Origin of the sequence: Pseudogulbenkiania sp. NH8B, assembly GCF_000283535.1 — a bacterium.
Taxonomy (GTDB): Bacteria; Pseudomonadota; Gammaproteobacteria; order Burkholderiales; family Chromobacteriaceae; genus Pseudogulbenkiania; species Pseudogulbenkiania ferrooxidans.
The window spans coordinates 3,418,263-3,437,159 of the sequence record NC_016002.1 but is presented as its reverse complement, the minus strand read 5'-3'; the positions used below and the strand labels follow the sequence as shown (position 1 = coordinate 3,437,159).

General features: G+C 67.6%; 19 protein-coding genes. 15 read left to right on the top strand and 4 right to left on the bottom strand.

Annotated features, from left to right (window positions below; all coding sequences use genetic code 11):
• The first annotated feature begins 66 nt into the window (after positions 1-66).
• The 7 genes from gcvH to NH8B_RS15760 all read left to right on the top strand — a co-directional run bounded on the left by gcvH (position 67) and on the right by NH8B_RS15760 (position 9,917).
• The gene (gene gcvH / locus NH8B_RS15790; RefSeq protein ID WP_008954982.1) at positions 67-453 is read left to right on the top strand and encodes a glycine cleavage system protein GcvH; all 387 of its coding nucleotides are present in this window, start codon (positions 67-69) and stop codon (positions 451-453) included.
• Between the two features lie 99 nt (positions 454-552).
• Positions 553-3,408, top strand: coding sequence for an aminomethyl-transferring glycine dehydrogenase (gcvP, locus tag NH8B_RS15785; protein WP_014088164.1), 2,856 nt, complete (start codon positions 553-555; stop codon positions 3,406-3,408).
• A 192-nt stretch (positions 3,409-3,600) separates the two neighbouring features.
• The gene (locus NH8B_RS15780; protein ID WP_014088163.1) at positions 3,601-5,226 is read left to right on the top strand and encodes an isovaleryl-CoA dehydrogenase; all 1,626 of its coding nucleotides are present in this window, start codon (positions 3,601-3,603) and stop codon (positions 5,224-5,226) included.
• A 107-nt stretch (positions 5,227-5,333) separates the two neighbouring features.
• Positions 5,334-6,725 carry an efflux transporter outer membrane subunit gene (locus NH8B_RS15775; RefSeq protein ID WP_232503485.1) on the top strand — a complete coding sequence of 464 codons (1,392 nt, stop codon included), beginning with the start codon at positions 5,334-5,336 and terminating at the stop codon, positions 6,723-6,725.
• 17 nt (positions 6,726-6,742) lie between these two features.
• Positions 6,743-7,999, top strand: a complete 1,257-nt coding sequence (locus NH8B_RS15770; RefSeq protein ID WP_232503484.1) for an efflux RND transporter periplasmic adaptor subunit — start codon at positions 6,743-6,745, stop codon at positions 7,997-7,999.
• Complete coding sequence (locus tag NH8B_RS15765) at positions 7,996-8,712, top strand: ABC transporter ATP-binding protein (protein WP_014088160.1); 717 nt, start codon at positions 7,996-7,998, stop codon at positions 8,710-8,712. The genes NH8B_RS15770 and NH8B_RS15765 overlap by 4 nt, the downstream gene beginning before the upstream one ends.
• Positions 8,712-9,917, top strand: coding sequence for an ABC transporter permease (locus tag NH8B_RS15760; protein WP_008954988.1), 1,206 nt, complete (start codon positions 8,712-8,714; stop codon positions 9,915-9,917). Before NH8B_RS15765 ends, NH8B_RS15760 begins: the two co-directional genes overlap by 1 nt.
• Before the next feature lie 28 nt (positions 9,918-9,945).
• On the opposite strand, the gene NH8B_RS15755 is transcribed toward NH8B_RS15760, so the two are convergent.
• Entirely contained in the window at positions 9,946-10,836 is an 891-nt protein-coding gene (locus tag NH8B_RS15755; RefSeq protein WP_014088159.1) for a hypothetical protein, read from the bottom strand.
• Entirely contained in the window at positions 10,837-11,406 is a 570-nt protein-coding gene (locus NH8B_RS15750; RefSeq protein ID WP_014088158.1) for a LemA family protein, read from the bottom strand.
• An 87-nt stretch (positions 11,407-11,493) separates the two neighbouring features.
• On the opposite strand from NH8B_RS15750, the gene NH8B_RS15745 reads away from it, so the two are divergent.
• The gene (locus NH8B_RS15745; RefSeq protein ID WP_014088157.1) at positions 11,494-12,354 is read left to right on the top strand and encodes a Rossmann-like and DUF2520 domain-containing protein; all 861 of its coding nucleotides are present in this window, start codon (positions 11,494-11,496) and stop codon (positions 12,352-12,354) included.
• Between the two features lie 190 nt (positions 12,355-12,544).
• Here NH8B_RS15745 and NH8B_RS15740 read toward each other — a convergent pair whose 3' ends face one another.
• Positions 12,545-13,249, bottom strand: a complete 705-nt coding sequence (locus NH8B_RS15740; RefSeq protein ID WP_014088156.1) for an SAM-dependent methyltransferase — start codon at positions 13,247-13,249, stop codon at positions 12,545-12,547.
• Positions 13,249-13,827 (bottom strand): Maf family protein, encoded by a 579-nt coding sequence (locus tag NH8B_RS15735; RefSeq protein WP_014088155.1) that lies wholly within the window; start codon positions 13,825-13,827, stop codon positions 13,249-13,251. Before NH8B_RS15735 ends, NH8B_RS15740 begins: the two co-directional genes overlap by 1 nt.
• Before the next feature lie 59 nt (positions 13,828-13,886).
• On the opposite strand from NH8B_RS15735, the gene NH8B_RS15730 reads away from it, so the two are divergent.
• From NH8B_RS15730 to acpP, 7 genes are all read left to right on the top strand, one after another.
• Positions 13,887-14,390: a YceD family protein gene (locus NH8B_RS15730; RefSeq protein ID WP_014088154.1), complete on the top strand. Its 504-nt coding sequence runs from the start codon at positions 13,887-13,889 to the stop codon at positions 14,388-14,390.
• Between the two features lie 47 nt (positions 14,391-14,437).
• Complete coding sequence (rpmF, locus tag NH8B_RS15725; protein ID WP_008954998.1) at positions 14,438-14,617, top strand: 50S ribosomal protein L32; 180 nt, start codon at positions 14,438-14,440, stop codon at positions 14,615-14,617.
• 68 nt (positions 14,618-14,685) lie between these two features.
• Positions 14,686-15,723 (top strand): phosphate acyltransferase PlsX, encoded by a 1,038-nt coding sequence (gene plsX / locus NH8B_RS15720; RefSeq protein WP_040653009.1) that lies wholly within the window; start codon positions 14,686-14,688, stop codon positions 15,721-15,723.
• A gap of 5 nt (positions 15,724-15,728) precedes the next feature.
• Positions 15,729-16,688 carry a beta-ketoacyl-ACP synthase III gene (locus NH8B_RS15715; RefSeq protein ID WP_014088151.1) on the top strand — a complete coding sequence of 320 codons (960 nt, stop codon included), beginning with the start codon at positions 15,729-15,731 and terminating at the stop codon, positions 16,686-16,688.
• 107 nt (positions 16,689-16,795) lie between these two features.
• On the top strand, positions 16,796-17,725 hold the full coding sequence (gene fabD / locus NH8B_RS15710) for an ACP S-malonyltransferase (protein ID WP_014088150.1): 930 nt from the start codon (positions 16,796-16,798) through the stop codon (positions 17,723-17,725).
• A gap of 77 nt (positions 17,726-17,802) precedes the next feature.
• Complete coding sequence (gene fabG / locus NH8B_RS15705) at positions 17,803-18,540, top strand: 3-oxoacyl-ACP reductase FabG (protein WP_014088149.1); 738 nt, start codon at positions 17,803-17,805, stop codon at positions 18,538-18,540.
• Between the two features lie 109 nt (positions 18,541-18,649).
• Positions 18,650-18,889: an acyl carrier protein gene (acpP, locus tag NH8B_RS15700; protein WP_008955003.1), complete on the top strand. Its 240-nt coding sequence runs from the start codon at positions 18,650-18,652 to the stop codon at positions 18,887-18,889.
• Positions 18,890-18,897 lie beyond the last annotated feature (8 nt).

The window sequence follows — 18,897 nt, the reverse complement described above, 5'->3', positions numbered from 1 at the left end:
GCGGCCCGCTTCCGGACGGGGCGGCAAGGCCCCGTCATCAACCTTTTCTACATTGGAGATGCAGTAATGAGCCAAATCCCCGCCGAATTGAAATACGTATCCAGCCACGAATGGCTGCGCCTGGAAGCAGACGGCACCGTGACCGTGGGCATTACCGAACATGCCCAGGAACTGCTGGGCGACATCGTGTTCGTCGAGCTGCCGAAAGTGGGTGCCGTGCTGGGTGACGGCGAACAGGCTGGCGTGGTGGAGTCGGTGAAGGCCGCTTCCGACGTGTACGCGCCGATCGAGGGCGAAGTGGTGGCCGTGAACGGTGAACTGGAAGCCGCTCCGGAACTGGCCAACAGCGAGCCGTATGGCCAGGGCTGGTTCTTCAAGGTCAAGCCGAGCAACGTCGCCGACCTCGACAAGCTGCTCAACGCCGAACAGTACGCCCAGGAAATCGGCGCCTGATCGAGCCGAGCCGGCCTCGCGTCCCAGGGCGCGAGGCTTTTGTTTTTATGGGGCCGGCGGCGCCGGTCCATAGTCCTCTTGCATCCGGATACTTGCAACATGACACTCTCTACCCTGTTTAACCACAACGAATTCATCGAACGCCATATCGGCCCGTGCGAGACCGAGAAGGCCGAGATGCTGGCCTACGTCGGCGCCGGCTCCTTCGAGGACCTGGTGGCCCAGACCGTGCCGGCCAACATCCGCTTCAACCGCGCGCTGGACCTGCCGCCGGCGCAGCGTGAAGCCGACGCGCTGGCCGACCTCAAGGCCGTGGCCAGCAAGAATGTGGTGAACAAATCCTTCATCGGCCTGGGTTACTACCCGGTGCTCACCCCGGGTGTGATCCTGCGCAACGTGCTGGAAAACCCGGGCTGGTACACCGCCTATACCCCGTACCAGGCCGAAATCGCCCAGGGCCGCCTGGAAGCGCTGCTGAATTTCCAGCAGATGATCATCGACCTCACCGGGCTGGAAATCGCCAACGCCTCGCTGCTGGACGAGGCTACCGCCGCCGCCGAAGCCATGGCCATGGCGCGCCGCGTGTCCAAGTCCAAGTCCGAGCAGTTCTTCGTTGACAGCCGCGTGCTGCCGCAGACGCTGGACGTGATGAAGACCCGTGCCGAGTACTTCGGCTTCGAGCTGGTGCTGGGCCATCCGGAAGAGGCCGGCAGCGGCGACTACTTCGGCGCGCTGTTCCAGTACCCGGGCGAATCCGGCGAACTGTTGGACCTGACCCCGTACATCGCCGCGGTCAAGGCCAAGGGCGCGCTGGCCATCGTCGCGGCCGACGTGATGGCGCTGGTGGCGCTGAAGTCGCCGGGCGAAATGGGCGCCGACGTGGCGGTGGGCAACACCCAGCGCTTTGGCGTGCCGATGGGCTTCGGTGGCCCGCACGCCGCCTACTTCGCGTTCAAGGACGAGATGAAGCGCTCCGCTCCGGGCCGCATCATCGGCGTGTCGGTCGATGCCAAGGGCAAGACCGCGCTGCGCATGGCGCTGCAGACCCGCGAGCAGCATATCCGCCGCGAGAAGGCCAACTCCAATATTTGTACCTCGCAGGTGCTGCTGGCCAACATCGCCGGCATGTACGCCGTGTACCACGGCGCCGAGGGCGTGAAGCGCATCGCCGCGCGCATCCATCGCCTGGCGGCCATCTTCGCCCACGCGGTGAAGGCCGCCGGCGGCAAGCTGGTGTTCGACCGCTTCTACGACACCGTACAGGTCGAGCTGGGCGCCGATGCGGCCAAGGTGTACGCCGCCGCCCTGGCGGCCGGCATCAACCTGCGCGACGCCGGCAACGGCGTGCTGGGCGTGGCCTTCCACGAAGCCGCCAGCGAAGCCGACCTGAAGCAGCTGATCGAGATCTTCACCGGCAAGCCGGCCGACGTTGCCGCACTGGATGCCGCCGCTGCCGACGCCATCCCTGCCGCGTTGAAGCGCGAATCCGCCATCCTGTCGCACCCGGTGTTCAACACCCACCACAGCGAACACGAGATGCTGCGCTATCTCAAGAAGCTGGAAAACCGCGACCTGGCGATGAACCACTCCATGATCAGCCTCGGCAGCTGCACCATGAAGCTCAACGCCACCAGCGAGATGATCCCGATCACCTGGCCGGAATTCGCCAACATGCACCCGTTCGCCCCGCGCGATCAGGCCGCCGGCTATCTGGAAATGATCGAGGCGCTGCAACAGCAGCTGCTGGCCATCACCGGCTTCGACGCCATCTCGATGCAGCCGAACTCCGGCGCGCAGGGCGAGTACGCCGGTATCCTGGCGATCCGCCGCTTCCACGCCAGCCGTGGCGAAGCGCACCGTAACGTCTGCCTGATCCCGCAATCCGCGCACGGCACCAACCCGGCTACCGCGCAGATGCTGGGCATGCAAGTGGTGGTGGTGAAGACCGACGACAACGGCAACGTGGACATGGCCGACCTGCGTGCCAAGGCCGAGCAGCATGCGGCCAACCTGGGCGCGCTGATGATCACCTACCCGTCCACCCACGGCGTGTTCGAGGAAGGCATCAAGGAAATCTGCGAGATCGTGCACGCGGCCGGTGGCCAGGTGTACATGGACGGCGCCAACATGAACGCGCAGGTGGGGCTGACCCGTCCGGCCGACATCGGTGCCGACGTGCTGCACATGAACCTGCACAAGACCTTCTGCATCCCGCACGGCGGCGGCGGCCCGGGCATGGGCCCGATCGGCATGAAGTCGCACCTGGCGCCGTTCATGGCCAACCACGTGGTGTCCGAAGTACCGGGCGCCGTGGCCGGCCAGAGCGCGGTTGCCGCGGCGCCGTTCGGTTCCGCGTCGATCCTGCCGATCTCCTTCATGTACATCCGCATGATGGGCGCGGAAGGCATGAAGCACGCCACCGAGATGGCGCTGTTGAACGCCAACTACCTGATGAAGAACCTGTCGGCGCACTACCCGGTGCTGTACACCGGCCGCAACGGCCGTGTGGCGCACGAGTGCATCATCGACCTGCGTCCGCTCAAGGCGGCGTCTGGCATCACCGAGGTGGACGTGGCCAAGCGTCTGATGGACTACGGCTTCCACGCCCCGACCATGAGCTTCCCGGTTGCGGGGACGCTGATGATCGAGCCGACCGAGTCGGAATCCAAGGCCGAACTGGACCACTTCATTGCCGCGATGGTGGCCATCCGCCAGGAAATCGACAAGGTGCAGAACGGTGTCTGGCCGCTCAACAACAACCCGCTGGTGAACGCGCCGCACAGCAAGGCCGACATCGCCGGCGAGTGGACCCGCCCGTACAGCCGCGAAGAAGCCTTCTTCCCGCTGCCGTACGTGCTGGACAACAAGTTCTGGCCGAGCGTGAACCGCATCGACGACGTCTACGGCGACCGCAACCTGGTGTGCAGCTGCCCGTCGGTCGAAGAGTACGAGTAAGCGTCAGGCGCTGTCGGAGCCGGTGTGTCGCACCGCTTCGGCCAACCTTTGACGGCAAACGGCTCCCCATCGCGGGGAGCCGTTTTTGTTTGCCGGACTGCTGCTTGCCGGGGGCGGGTGGCGGGTCTAGGCTGCAAAAGGACATGGTGGCCGGCGCACCCTCGGCCAGCGTGCTCCGCCAGGAGAATCCGCATGCCCCCGTCTGCCCGCGAAGTCTTGAACCAGCCGCCGCCTCTGGTCGACTACAACCTCTTCAGCAGCGATGTCGCCTTGCAGGAAGGGGTGGTGCGCGAGGGCGCGGCGTGGGCGCGCGAGCCGCTGTTCGACTGCGGCGCGCTGCTGGGGCGGCGCGACAGCTTCGAGCTGGGTCGGCTCGCCAACCGCTATCCCCCCTTGCTGCACGGCTTCGACGTTCAGGGCTTTCGACTCGACGAGGTGGAGTTCCACCCCGCCTGGCACACGCTGATGCGCGGCATCGTCGAGCGTGGCCTGCATTGCGCGCCGTGGGAGGAGCCCCGGCCCGGCGCCCATGTGGCGCGCGCCGCCGCCTTCCTGCTGCAGGCCCAGGTCGAGGCCGGCACGCTGTGCCCCACCACCATGACCTTCGGCGCCATCCCGGTGCTGTCACAGCACGCCGGCCTGACGCTGGACTGGCTGCCGACGCTGTGCAGCCACGACTACGACGAACGCGACCTGCCACTCGCGCAGAAGCACGGCGGCCTGGTAGGCATGGGCATGACCGAGAAGCAGGGCGGCTCCGACGTCCGGACCAATACCACGCGTGCCGAACCGTGTGCGGACGGCAGCTACCGCCTCAGAGGTCACAAGTGGTTCTTCTCGGTGCCGCAGAGCGACGCCCACCTGGTGCTGGCGCAGGCGCCGGGCGGCCTGTCCTGCTTCTTTCTGCCGCGCTGGCTGCCGGACGGCACGCGCAACGCGGTGCGCCTGCTGCGCCTCAAGGACAAGCTCGGCAACCGTTCCAACGCCTCGGCCGAGGCCGAGTTCGACGCCGCCTACGCCGTGCTGCTGGGCGAGGAGGGGCGGGGCGTGCCGCTCATCCTGGAAATGGGTGGGCACACCCGCTTCGACTGCCTGCTGGGCAGCGCCGGCATGATGCGCCAGGTGCTGGCGCAGGCGGTGCACCATTGCCGCCATCGCCGCGCTTTCGGCCACCGTCTGATCGAGCAGCCGCTGATGCTCAACGTGCTGGCCGACATGGCGCTGGAGACCGAGGCCGCCATCGCGCTGGCCCTGCGCCTGGCGCGCGCCGCCGACGCCCCGGACGACGAGGGCGAAACGCTGCTGCGCCGGCTGCTGGTGCCGGCCGGCAAGTACTGGGTGTGCAAGCGCGGTCCGGAGCTGGCGGCCGAAGCGATGGAGGTACTGGGCGGCAACGGCTACATGGCGGAAAGCGTGGCGGCGCGGGCCTACGCCGAAATGCCGGTGAATTCGATCTGGGAGGGCTCGGGCAACGTGATGTGCCTCGACGTGCTGCGCACCCTCGCCAAGCATCCGCGCGCGCGCGAGGTGCTGCTGGCCGAGCTGGCGCAGGTGCCGGGACGCCACCCGCTCTATCGCCATGCCCTGGGGCGCCTGAGCGACCAGCTGCAGCGCCCCGTGGCGGAGGCCGATGCCCGCCACTTGGTGCGGCGCATGGTGCTACTGGTGCAGGCCGGTTTGCTGCTGCGCCACGCGCCGGAAGCGCTGGCCGAGGCGTTCTGTGCCTCGCGCCTAGGCGAGGACTGGGGCGGCAGCTTCGGCAGCCTGCCGTCGACGCTGGCGCTGGCGCCGATCGTGCGCCGTGCGTTGTCGGCCTGAGCGGACGGATGCGCATGGGGGAGGCGCCTAAGCGGAGCGGGGCGGGCGCGAGCCAGGGCGTGCGGCCCACGGACGGCCGCGCGTGGCGGCGTCGTGCCGTTTTCGTCATGCCCCTGCTGGCGACGGCGTGCGCCGTCGGTCCGGACTATCGACCCCCTGCCATGGCGGTACCGCCGGCGTGGCACAGCCCGCTGCAGGGTGGTTTGCACGCCGCGATGCCGCCGGCGGCCGAACTGGCGCGCTGGTGGGAGCGCCTGGCCGATCCGCTGTTGTCGCGCCTGATCGGCGAGGCCGTGGCGAACAATCTCGATGTCAAACTGGCGCAGGCCCGCCTGCGCGAGGCCCGCGCCCGCTACGGGCTGGCCGTTGCCGAGCGCTATCCTGCCCTGAACGCCCGCGCCGCCGTCAACCGCAACCGTTCCAGCGACGAGATGAGCCAGGGCAAGGGGCGCGCCGTCGAGACCTGGTCGGCGCAGCTCGATGCCAGCTGGGAACTCGACCTGTTCGGCGGCCTGCGCCGTGCCCAGGAAGCCGCCGCGGCGACGCTCGACGCCGAGGAGGAGGCGCTGCGCGACACCCGGGTCAGCCTGCTGGCGGAAGTGGTGCTCGGCTACGTCGAGGCGCGCGGCTTTCAGGCCCGGCTGGCGATCGCGCGCGGCAGCCTCGCCACCCAGGACGAGACCTGGCAGATCACGCGTTGGCGCCATCAGGCCGGACTCACCACGCAGCTGGACGAAGATCAGGCCCGCTTCAACCTGGAGCAGACGCGGGCCCAGCTGCCGGCATTGCAGCAGGGGCTGGCGCAGTCGAAACAGCGGCTGGCGGTGCTGCTGGGGCGCGCGCCCGGCGAACTGAGCGAACTGGACCAGCCGGCCGCCATCCCGCACCTGCCCGCCACCGTGGCGGTGGGCATCCCCGCCGACACCCTGCGCCAGCGTCCCGACCTGCGCCGCGCCGAGCGGCAGCTGGCGGCGGCGACGGCGCAGGTCGGGGTGGCCAGCGCCGCCGCCTACCCCGATGTGTCGCTGTCCGGCACGCTCGGCCTGCAAGCCCTGAGCGGCGGCCGGCTGTTGCGTTCCAGCGCCGGCCTGTATGCGCTGGGCGCCAGCGTCGGCCAGGTCGTGTTCGACGCCGGCCGCGTCCGCCACAACATCGAGGTGCAGAATGCCCTGCAGCAGCAGGCGCTGCTCAATTACCAGTCCGCCGTGCTTACGGCCTTGCGCGACGTCGAGGGCGCGCTGGTGGCCTACGCCGAGGAGCAGAACCGCGGCGTGGCGCTGCGTGATGCGGTCACGGCGGCGCAAGGGGCGGCCGATCTGGCCTCGAGCCAGTACCAGGCCGGCCTGGTCGATTTCCAGGCGGTGCTCGACACCCAGCGCTCGCTGCTGTCGCTGCAGGACCAACTGAGCCAGAGCGAGGCGGCGGCGGTGTCCAACCTGGTGCGGCTTTACAAGGCGCTGGGCGGCGGCTGGGACGCGGCCGCGGCGAAAGGAGGATGATGGAGCAACCCGGCGACATGGCCAAAAAGCTCGGCCTCGACCGGCAGTCCCGCGTGGTCTCGCGCCTCCGGCGCTGGCTGCTGGTGGGGGGCATGGTCGTGGCGGCGGGGCTGGCGGCGCTGTACTGGAACAGCCGTCAGGCCACGGGCCAGCCGCGCTACCTGACGCAGGAGGTGCGCCGCGGCAGCCTGACCGTGGCCGTCTCCGCCACCGGCACGCTGCAGCCCACCAACCAGGTGGACGTCGGCAGCGAGATTTCCGGCACCATCAAGAGCGTCGAGGTCGATTACAACGACCGGGTGAAGCGCGGCCAGGTGCTGGCGCGCATCGATACCAGCAAGCTCGAGGCCCAGCTCAAGCAGAGCCTGGCGGCGCTGGCCGCCGCCCGCGCCCGGGTGCAGCAGGCGCAGGCCACCGTCAGCGAGGCCAAGGCCAAGCTGGGGCGGCTGCGCCAGGTGCAGCAGGTCAGCGGCGGCAAGGTGCCGTCGCAGTCCGAGATGGAGACCGCCCAGGCCACCTTCGAGCGCGCCGTGGCGGATGCCGCCAACAGCCGGGCCACGGTGACCCAGGGGGAAGCCACGCTGGAGGCGCAGCGCACCGACCTGGCCAAGGCGGTGATCCGCTCTCCGGTGGACGGTGTGGTGCTGAAACGCGCCGCCGAACCCGGCCAGACCGTGGCCGCCTCGTTCCAGACGCCGGTGCTGTTCACGTTGGCCGAAGACCTGACGCAGATGGAGCTGCACGTCGACGTGGACGAGGCCGACGTCGGCAAGGTGCGGGAAGGGCAGGGCGCCAGCTTCACCGTCGACGCCTACCCCGAGCGCACCTTTCCGGCGCGCCTGTCCCAGGTGCGTTTCGGCGCCAAGACCGTGGCCGGGGTGGTGACGTACGAAACCGTGCTCAAGGTGGACAACGCCGGCCTGCTGCTGCGCCCGGGCATGACCGGCACCGCCAGCATCGTGGTCGAGCAGGCGCGCGACGTGCTGCTGGTGCCCAATGCCGCGCTGCGCTTCGTGCCGCCGCAGGAAACCTCGGCGCCCGCCAGCCGCGGGCTGGTCGCCAATCTGCTGCCGCGCCCGCCGCGCCGCAGCGCCAGCCCGCCCGGCGGCAACGACAAGCAGCCCCATGTCTGGGTGCTGCAGCAGGGCCGGCTGCAGAAGGTCACGCTCAAGACCGGCATGAGCGACGGCAGCCTGACTGAGGTGAAGGGCGGGGCGCTGGCGCCGGGCCGCGCCGTGGTGGTGGACATGATCGAGGGGAAAAAGCCGTCATGACGCCCGACGGCCGCCCCCTCGTCGAGCTGCGCCGGGTCACCAAGACCTACGGCCGCGGCGCGGCGGCGATGCAGGCACTGGGCGGGATCGACATCGTCATCGCCCAAGGCGAGTTCGTGGCGGTGATGGGGCCGTCCGGCTCGGGCAAGAGCACCTGCATGAACCTGATCGGCTGTCTCGATACCCCGAGCTCCGGCAGCTACCTGTTCCAGGGGGTCGAGGTGGGCGGGCTCACGCGCGACCAGCGCGCGCTGCTGCGGCGCCACTACCTGGGTTTCGTGTTCCAGGGCTTCAACCTGCTCAACCGCACCAGCGCCCTGGAGAACATCGAGCTGCCGCTGATCTACCGCGGCGATCCCGCCGAACAGCGCCACCAGCGCGCCCGCGAGGCGCTGGCCGAGGTGGGGCTGGCGGGCTGGGAGGACCACACCCCGGGCGAACTGTCCGGCGGGCAGCAGCAGCGCGTGGCGATCGCGCGCGCCATCGTCACCCGTCCCGCGCTGCTGCTGGCGGACGAGCCGACCGGCAACCTCGACAGCGCGCGCAGCCAGGAGATCATGACCATCCTCACGCGCCTGAACCGGGAGCAGGGCATCACCATCGTGATGGTGACGCACGAACCGGACATGGCGGCGTACGCCGGCCGCACCATCCATTTTCGCGACGGCCTGGTGGTGCCGGCAGCGGAGCGCGCACACCAGGGAGGCGGGTGATGCTCTGGAACGCCTTCGCCCTGGCCCTGCGCGAGATCCGCCGCAACGTGCTGCGCTCCTTCCTCACCATCCTCGGCATCGTCATCGGCGTGGCCGCGGTGATCATCATGGTGACGCTCGGCGGCGGCGCCACGCTGCAGGTCACCCAGCAGATCGCCAGCCTCGGCAGCAACCTGCTCATCATCAGCCCGAGCCGGCGCCTCGGCCCGGGGCAGAACGTCGGCGCGGCGCTGTTCAGCGTCGGCGACGCCCAGGCGTTGGTGCGCGAGATACCGGCGCTGGCCGCGGTGGCGCCGATGGCGTCGCGCTCGCTGACGGTGGTGTACGGGCACGCCAACTGGTCGACCCAGGTGATCGGCACCAGCAACGAGTACTTCACCGTGCGCAACCTCACGCTGCGCAGCGGGCGCCGCTTTTCCGACAGCGAGCTGCGCGCCGGCGCGCCGGCCTGCATCATCGGCCAGACCGTGCGCGACAAGCTGTTCGGCCGGCAGGATCCGTTGGGCGAACGCATCCGCGTGCAGGGCATCGCCTGCAGCGTGGTCGGCCTGCTCGAGCCCAAGGGGCAATCCGCCATGGGCAGCGACCAGGACGACCTGGCGATCATGCCGCTGCGCGCCTACCAGCGCCGCATCGCCGGCAACCAGGACGTCAACCAGCTCCAGGTGTCGGTGCGCGAGGGCACATCCACCAGCCGCGCCCAGCAGGACATCGAACACCTGATGCGCGAGCGGCGCCATCTCTCCGCCAACGAGGAAAGCAATTTCAACGTCATGGACATGAAGGAGATCAGCAAGATGCTGACCTCCACCACCGAGGTCCTGACTGCGCTGCTCGGCGCCGTGGCGGCGGTCAGCCTGCTGGTGGGCGGCATCGGCATCATGAACATCATGCTGGTGTCGGTGACCGAGCGCACGCGCGAGATCGGCATCCGGCTCGCCATCGGCGCGCTGGAGCGGGAGGTGTTGCTGCAGTTCCTGGTGGAGGCGGCGGTGCTGTCGTCGCTGGGCGGGCTGATCGGGATCGCACTGGCGCTGGTGGCTTCGGCGGTGCTGGCCGCGCTGCTCAACGTGCCGTTCGTGTTCAACGCCACCATCGTCGCCGTGGCGTTCGTCTTTTCCGCTACGGTGGGGCTGGTGTTCGGTTATTTCCCGGCGCGCAAGGCGGCGCGGCTCGACCCGATCGAGGCGCTGCGCCACGAATGAAGCGGGCGCACCGCGCCGCCAGACGGGGTCAGCCCGTGCGCAGCCACAGCAGCAGGCCGGTGAGCGCGGCGCCCAGGTGCAACCAGGCGCGCCAGCGGAAGGCGCGGGCACCGTCATGGGATGACAAGGTGGTGATCAGGTAGGGCCGGCCGTCGGCCGGACGCTGCAGGTGCAGCGTGAGCGGCGTGGCGGCGAACTCCTGCTGCCGTTGCCGCACCTCGCGTTCGGCGGCGGCACGCGCCGCCAGCCACTCGCGCTCGTCGATGCCGCCGCTGCGGTCGAGGTCGAAGCGGCGCAGCAGCGCCGGTTGGTCGCGCTTCCACTCTGCCAGCAGGGCGGCGACGTCACGCCGCGGGTCGGCGGCGGCATCGCCGCCGATGGCGACCAACTCCCCGATCACGTACAGAGGGTCGCCGTCGGCGATCCATTCCTCGCAGCACAGATAGTCCTGATCGTGCCAGCTCGCACGGTGCGCGGGATGGACCTCGGCCTGTTCCGGGTCGACCACCACCTCGCCGTGGCCGTCCTGCAGCAGGAAGGAGGCGTCGCTTTCTTGCTGCTGGGCCGGATCGAGCCGGCCGTCGCGACCGATGTAGCGGCGCTCCCAGCGGAACCAGACGCAACGCCGCCCGCTCAGCGAGCTGTAGAGCGGGGCGCGCTCATGGCTGCGCGCGCAACCGAACAGCTCGACGTAACCCTGCGCCACCGCGCCGGCGCGCGACGTGGGGGTATCGGCGATCACCCGGTAACGGCGGTAATTGAGCCACCATGCCAGCAGCCCGAAGGTGGTGCAGAGCGGCAAGCCCAGCGTGTAGAGCAGGGCTGGCTGCAGCTTGAAGCCGAGCAGCAGCGCCAAGGGATAGCCGGTGAAGCCCAGCCAGCCATGGCTGGTCAGCCGGTAAATCAGCCGCTTCTTCACTTAACGCTGGAACAGGGCGGTCAGGTCGACGTCGCGCGTCTCGGCGGCGGCAAAGCGCAGCGGCGTGGCCGGGCGGAATCCGCACAGCCGGGCGATGAACACGTCGGGGAACTGTTCGATGCGCACGTTGTTGAGGTTGACCGCTTCGTTGTAGAGTTCGCGCCGGTCGGCGATGTTTTCTTCCAGTTGGCTGATACGCTGCGCCAGGTGCGAAAACTGCTGGTCCGCCTTGAGTTCGGGGTAGGCCTCGGCCACGGCGAAGAGACGGCCGAGCAGGCCGGACAGCCCGCTCTCGAGTTCGCCGAGCCGACCCAGGTTGCCGGCCCGTGCGGCGTCCGAGATCGCGGCGCGCGCCTCCATCACCCGGGTCAACGTGGCCTGTTCGAACTGGGCGTACTGGCGGCACACCTCCACCAGCTTGGGCAATTCGTCGTGGCGCTGCTTGAGCAGCACGTCGATGTTGGCCCAGCACTTGCCGACCTGGTGCTTGAGGCCGACCAGCGCGTTGTAGAGGATGGCGGCGTACAGCAGCGGCAGGGCGAGCAGCAGCAAGAACAGGATCAGTTTCATGTTTTCCATCCAGTCGGGAAATTCAACGATGTCATTGGCAGTATGGCATGACGTTGCGCTGACGCGCAGCGCGGACGAGGAGGTGTCATGGCGCGTCTGAGCATCATCGGTGCCGGGCGTCTGGGGCGCACGCTGGGACGCCTGGCACACGATGCCGGTTACGCCGTGGTCGACGTGCTGTGCCGCGACGCGGCGCACGCCGCCGAGGCGCTCGCCTTCATCGGCGCCGGTCGCGCCGTCACCGAGCTGGCACAGCTGGCCCCGGCCGAACTCTACCTGCTGGCGGTACCGGATGCGGCGATCGCCACCACGGCGCAAGGCCTGGCCGACGCCGGCGTGGTGCCGCCCGGGACGCTGGTGTTTCACGCCAGCGGCGCCGGTGAGGCGGGCCTGCTGGCCCCGCTGACGGCGCGAGGCGTGCGCATCGGCAGCCTGCACCCGGCCTTTTCCTTCGCCGAGCCGGCGCGCGCCGTGGCGGGCTTCGGCGGCACGCTGTGCGCGCTGGAAGGGGAGGAAAGTGTCTGCGCCGAACTGGAAGGGTTGGCCGAAGCCCTCGGCGCCCGGCCGTTCCGGCTCGCTCCGGGTGGCAAGGCGGCCTATCACGCCGCGCTGTCGATGGCATCCAACTACCTGGTGACGCTCAACGCGCTGGCCTTGCAGGTGGCGGCCGGGGCCGGCATCGAGCCACTCGTGGCGTCGCAGCTGGTGGGCGGGCTGATGCGCCAGACGCTCGATAACACCCTGGCACTGGGACCGGCGGCGGCGCTCACCGGCCCCATCGTGCGCGGCGACGCCGGCACCGTGGCGCGGCATCTCGCGGTCATCGACGACGCGCTGTGCGCCGACGCCTACCGTGCCATGGGGCGGGCGACGCTGCGGCTGGCTGGGGAGCGGCTGGAGGAGGCGGCGCGGGCAGAACTGGCGAGGCTGCTAGACTCCCCGAGTTGAGACGGAGCGGCGCCGTCGCTGAACGATGGCCTGGTCGATTGTATGCCTGCCGGGCCAAGTCCACGCTGCAGTACCTGTGGCGATCGCTGGAAATGGAGAACGTGGTGAAGCGGGGTGGGGGATAACAAAAACCGGCCGACGATGTCGGCCGGTTTCAGGCTGCTGACAAAGTGCTTTGATACGTTAGCGCTCAGCCGGCGTGGACCACGAACAGCGCCGGGCGCTTGTGGAAGTCCGGCGCCTCCTTCGGCCAGTCCTTGACGCGGCGGCTGACGATGGTCTGGCTGGGCAGCGTCAGGTCGGCCGCCACACACAGCCGGGTCGCCGGGCTCAGCGTCTCGCGCAGCTGTTGCAGCAAGGCGTTGTTGCGGTACGGCGTCTCGATGAAGATCTGCGTCTCGTTGCGCTGGCGCGAACGCTGTTCCAGCTCCTTCACCACCTTGGCGCGCTCGGCGGCGTCCACCGGCAAATAGCCGTGGAAGGCGAAGCACTGGCCGTTGGCGCCGGACGCCATCAGCGCCAAGAGGATCGACGACGGCCCGATCAACGGCTCCACGCGGTAGCCCTTCTCGTGCGCCAGCGCCACCAGTTGCGCGCCGGGGTCGGCCACCGCCGGGCAGCCGGCCTCCGACACCAGTCCCAGGTCGAGCCCTTCGGCCAACGGCTGCAGCAGCGCCGCCACCTCGGCCGGCTTGGTGTGCTCGTTCAGCGTCGACAGCGTCAGCTCGCGGATCGGCGTGGTCACGCCGAGCGCCTTCAGGTGCTTGCGCGCGGTCTTTTCCGCCTCCACCACGAAATGGGTGAGATGAATCATGCGGGCGCGCTCCGGCTCCGGCAACCACGGCGTGGCCTCGTCGCCGAGCGGAGTGGGGATCAGGAACAGGGTGCCGGCCATCACAGGATCTCCACGCCTTCGTCGCCGAGCATCGTCACCAGCTCGAACAGCGGCACGCCGATCAGCGAGTTGGGGTCGTCCGACTCGATGCGCGCGATCAACGCGCCACCCAGCCCCTCGCTCTTGGCCGCGCCGGCGCAGTGCAGCGCGTCCGGCTCACGTGTCAGATAGTGGCGAATCTGGGTCTCGGAGAGCTCGCGCAGTGTCACCCGCGTCAGGCCCACCGCCTCCTGCACCCGGCCGGTGGCGCTGTTCACCAGCGCCAGCGCGGAGTGGAACAGCACGGTGCGGCCGCTCATCCATTTGAGCATCTCCACGCCGCGCTCGAATTCGAGCGGCTTGCCGATCTGCTGGCCGTCGAGCAGCGCCACCTGGTCCGAGCCGATGATCAGCGCTTCGGGAAAGCGCCCGGCGAGCGATTCGGCCTTGGCGCGCGCCAGCCGGGTGGCGGTCAAGAGCGCTGTCTCATTGGGCAGCGGGGTTTCGTCGCAATGCGGCGCCACGGCCTCGAACGGCAGGCCCAGGCGCGCGATGATCTCGCGGCGGTAGGGAGAGGTGGAAGCGAGGACAATCTGCATGGTGTGAATGCTTGATTCTTTTGACAAATCGGGGAGGCGAATTATATCATGCGAGGTTTATGTCTAAACCGATTTTGATCGATCCGCTGAAGTTTGCCCGCGAGGGCCGCTCGCAGACTGGCACCTTGGCCATCTCGGCGCTGGATTCGCGCATACACGACGACCTGTCCGATACGGACGGCGAGGTAAAGTATACCCTCTCCGGCCACGTCGACCCGTTGCGTCGTGCCGTGCTCCGGCTCACGCTCGACGCCACGATTTCCGTGCGCTGTCCGCGTTGCCTCTCCAGCATGCCGTACGTGCTCAAGACCGACTCCTCGATGACGCTGTTCACCGACGAGGAAAAGCTCGAGGCGGCCTGCGAGGCCGACGAAACGCTCGATGCCATCATGGCCGAGCCGGAGTTGGACGTGGTTCGGCTGGTCGAAGACGAAATCATCATGGGCTTGCCGCTATCGCCGAAACACGACGATTGCGGTACGGATGCTCTCGCGCGCGCCAAGACCGACAAGCCGAATCCGTTCGCGGTGCTGGCGGCGCTCAAGGGCACCAAGTCCGAGTAAACCGGATTCGTGTAATAGAATCTACTTGAAATTCTTAGGAGTTGACCATGGCCGTTCAACAGAACAAAAAGTCCCCGTCCAAGCGTGGCATGCACCGCGCCCACGATTTCCTGATCGCCCCGGCGCTGGCCGTTGAGCCGACCACCGGCGAAGCCCACCTGCGTCACCACATCAGCCCGAACGGCTTCTACCGTGGCCGCAAGGTCGTCAAGACCAAGGGCGAGTAATCGCTTTTTCTCCGCATAAACTTTACCTGTCAAACAACGACAGGTAGGTTTCACCACCGTACACGTTGATGACTATCACCGTAGCGGTTGATGCAATGGGCGGTGACGTTGGCCTCAAGGTCACCGTCCCGGCATCGATCCAGTTTCTCCAAGACCATCCCGACGCACGACTCATTCTTGTAGGTGACCAGACCGCCCTTGAGGCGGAATTGGCGCTGCATGGCTCCGTCGCGCGCGACCGTCTGCGCCTCCACCACGCATCCCAGGTGGTGGGCATGGACGAATCGCCGCAGCTGGCCATGAAGAACAAGAAAGATTCGTCGATGCGGGTCGCGATCAACCTCGTCAAAGAAGGCGAGGCGCAGGCGGCTGTGTCGGCCGGCAATACCGGTGCCCTGATGGCCACCGCGCGCTTCGTACTCAAGACCATTCCCGGCATCGACCGCCCGGCCATCGCCAAGCTCTTGCCCACCAGCAAGGGCACCAGCTGCATGCTGGACCTGGGGGCCAACGTCGACTGCACGCCGGCGCAACTGCTGCAATTCGGCATCATGGGCTCCGAACTAGTGTCCAGTCTGTCGGGCAAGGCCAACCCCACGGTAGGCCTGCTCAACATCGGCTCCGAAGACATCAAGGGTAACGAGACCGTCAAGCAAGCCGCCGAACTGTTGAAAGACGCCGCGCTGAACTTTTACGGCAACGTCGAAGGCAACGACATCTACCGTGGCACGGTGGATGTGGTAGTCTGCGACGGATTTACCGGCAACGTGGCGCTCAAGACCTCCGAAGGTCTGGCGCACATGATTGCCTCTTTCCTGCGCGAAGAATTCACCCGAAGCTGGTGGACACGGCTGTGTGCGCTGGCCGCCATGCCGGTCCTGAACCACTTCAAGAAACGGGTGGATGCCCGCCGCTACAACGGCGCGAGCCTGCTGGGCTTGCGCGGCATCGTGGTGAAAAGCCACGGCGGCACCGACGCGCTGGGATTCCGGTACGCGCTGGAACAGGCTTGCGAGGAAGCCGGCTCCAGCGTGATTGCTCACATCGCCGAGCGGGTTGCCGAGCAACTACAACACATCAAGCAATCCGAGGCAGCAGCGAACTGAGACACATGGCCTATTCACGCATTCTCGGCACCGGCAGCTACCTGCCGCCGACCGTGCTTACGAATGCGATGCTGGCTGAGCGCATTGATACTAGTGACGAGTGGATCGTCTCCCGCACCGGTATCAGTGCCCGCCACATCGCCGACGAGCAGGAAACCACCAGCGATCTCGCGCTCAAGGCGGCTCAGGCTGCGCTTGCCGACGCGGGCGTCGCCGCCGACGAAATCGACCTCATCGTGGTGGCGACCACCACCCCCGACATGGTCTTCCCCAGCACCGCCTGCCTGCTGCAGGAAAAGCTGGGCGTGCACGGTTGCGCCGCATTCGACGTGCAGGCGGTGTGCGCCGGCTTCATGTATGCGCTGATCACGGCCAACAACTACATCAAGTCCGGCATGGCCAAGAAGGCGCTGGTGGTCGGGGCCGAGGTGATGTCGCGCATCCTCGACTGGCAAGACCGCCGCACCTGCGTTCTGTTCGGCGACGGCGCCGGCGCCGTGGTGCTGGGCGAGTCGGACGAACCCGGCATCCTGCACGCCAAGCTGGCCGCCGACGGCCGCTACAAGGACATCCTGAACACCCCGGCGCAGATCGCCGATGGCAAGATCCAGGGCATGCCCTACCTGCACATGGACGGGCCGGCGGTCTTCAAGTTTGCCGTCAAGGCGCTGTCGGACATCGCCGAGAAGACGCTGGGCGAGGTCGGCATGAGCAAGGACCAGGTCGACTGGCTGGTGCCGCATCAGGCCAACCTGCGCATCATCGAATCCACCGCCAAGCATCTCGGCCTGCCGATGGAGCGCGTGGTGGTGACGCTGCCCGAGCAAGGCAACACCTCGGCCGCCTCGATCCCGCTGGCGCTCGACGCCGCGGTGCGCGACGGCCGCATCAAGCGTGGCCAGACCGTGATGCTGGAAGGCATCGGCGGCGGTTTCGCCTGGGGCGCGGTACTGCTCACCTTCTGATGACACAAGCACGCCAAGGCGTGCGCCGTCCCGGAATTGACGCGATCGGCGTCGGGACGGCGCCCCTTGGCGTTCATCGTTCCTGACGTTTTCTTGGGAGATTCACCATGTCGTTTGCCTTCGTTTTCCCGGGGCAAGGCTCGCAAAGCCTCAACATGATGGACGGTTTCGCCGACCTGCCGGTCGTGAAGCAGACTTTCGACGAAGCTTCCGCCGTGCTCGGTGACGATCTGTGGGCCATGCTCAAGGCCGAATCGGCCGACGCCATCAACGCCACCGTCAACACCCAGCCGCTGATGCTGGCCGCCGGCGTCGCCACCTGGCGCGCCTGGCAGGCCGTCGGCGGTGCGCTGCCGGTCGCCGTGGCCGGCCACAGCCTGGGCGAATACAGCGCGCTGGTCGCCGCCGGGGCGCTGAGCTTCGCCGATGCCGTCAAGCTGGTGCGCCTGCGCGCCCAGGCGATGCAGGAAGCCGTACCGGCGGGCGAGGGTGCGATGGCGGCCATTCTCAACCTGTCCGACGACGACATCCGCGCCGCCTGCGCCGAAGCCGCGCAGGGCGAGGTGGTGGAAGCGGTCAACTTCAACTCGCCGGGCCAGGTGGTGATCGCCGGGGCCAAGGCCGCCGTGGAGCGCACCATGGAGCTGTGCAAGGCCAAGGGCGCCAAGCGCGCGCTGCCGCTGCCGGTATCGGTGCCGTCGCACTGCGCGTTGATGAAGCCGGCCGCCGAGCGTCTCGCCGCGGCCCTGGCCGAGGTGGAGATCAAGGCACCGTCGATTCCGGTGCTGCACAACGCCGACGTGGCGAGCTACAGCGATCCGGCACAGATTCGCGACGCGCTGGTGCGCCAGCTCTACAGCCCGGTGCGCTGGACCGAAACGGTGCAGAAACTGGCTGCCGACGGCGTGCTGCAACTGGCCGAATGCGGCCCGGGCAAGGTGCTGGCCGGGCTTGCCAAGCGCATCGACGGCAACGTCAAGGGCTTGGCGCTGACCGATGCCGCAGCGCTGCAAGCGGCTTGCGAAGAGCTGAAATAACGCGATCTGCGGTAAAAAAGAGACACTTCTCCGTCGCCGTGTCATTCCGGCGGTGGGGCATTTCGAGGAGAAAGTTGATGAGTCTGCAGGGTAAAGTGGCGCTGGTGACCGGCGCGTCCCGCGGCATCGGTGCGGCGATTGCCGAAGCACTGGCCGCCGAGGGAGCCAAAGTCATCGGCACCGCCACCTCCGAGGCAGGGGCCGCCGCCATCGGCGAGCGCCTGGCGGCGCAAGGCGGCGTGGGCATGGTGCTCAACGTCGGTGAAGAAGGGGCCATCGAGGCGCTGGTCGACACCATCGCCAAGGAATACGGCGATATCGCCATCCTGGTCAATAACGCCGGCATCACCCGCGACGGTCTCTTGATGCGCATGAAGGACGAGGACTGGGACGCCATCATGGACACCAACCTGCGCTCGGTGTTCAAGGCCTCCAAGGCCGTGCTGCGTGGCATGATGAAGGCGCGCTGGGGCCGCATCGTCAACATCGCTTCGGTGGTGGGCGCGATGGGCAACGCCGGCCAGACCAACTACGCGGCCGCCAAGGCCGGCATCATGGGCTTCACCAAGTCGATGGCGCGTGAAGTGGGCAGCCGTAACATCACCGTCAACTGCGTGGCGCCGGGCTTCATCGACACCGACATGACCCGCGCACTGCCGGAAGCGCAGCGCGAGATGCTGGTGCAGCAGATCGCCCTGGGCCGCCTCGGCGACGCCAAGGACATCGCCGATGCCGTGGGCTTTTTGGCATCGGATCGCGCGGCCTACATCACCGGCCAGACATTGCATGTGAATGGTGGCATGCTGATGCCCTAATCCGCCTGTTCGCGGGCGGTTAAAGCATTTAGGTAGGCTACTCTAAATTTTTTTTGTAGAATACTCGGGTTTTGTTATCCCGAATCAGAAAGGTAAAGGGTTAATACAAATGGAAAACATTGAACAGCGCGTCAAGAAGATCGTTGCCGAACAACTGGGTGTGAACGAAGCCGAAGTGAAAATCGAATCTTCCTTCGTCGACGATCTGGGCGCTGACTCCCTGGATACCGTTGAACTGGTGATGGCTCTGGAAGAAGAGTTCGAATGCGAAATTCCGGATGAAGAAGCCGAGAAGATCACCACCGTTCAGCAAGCGATTGACTTCGTCAACGCTCATCTGAACAAGTAATTTTTTTC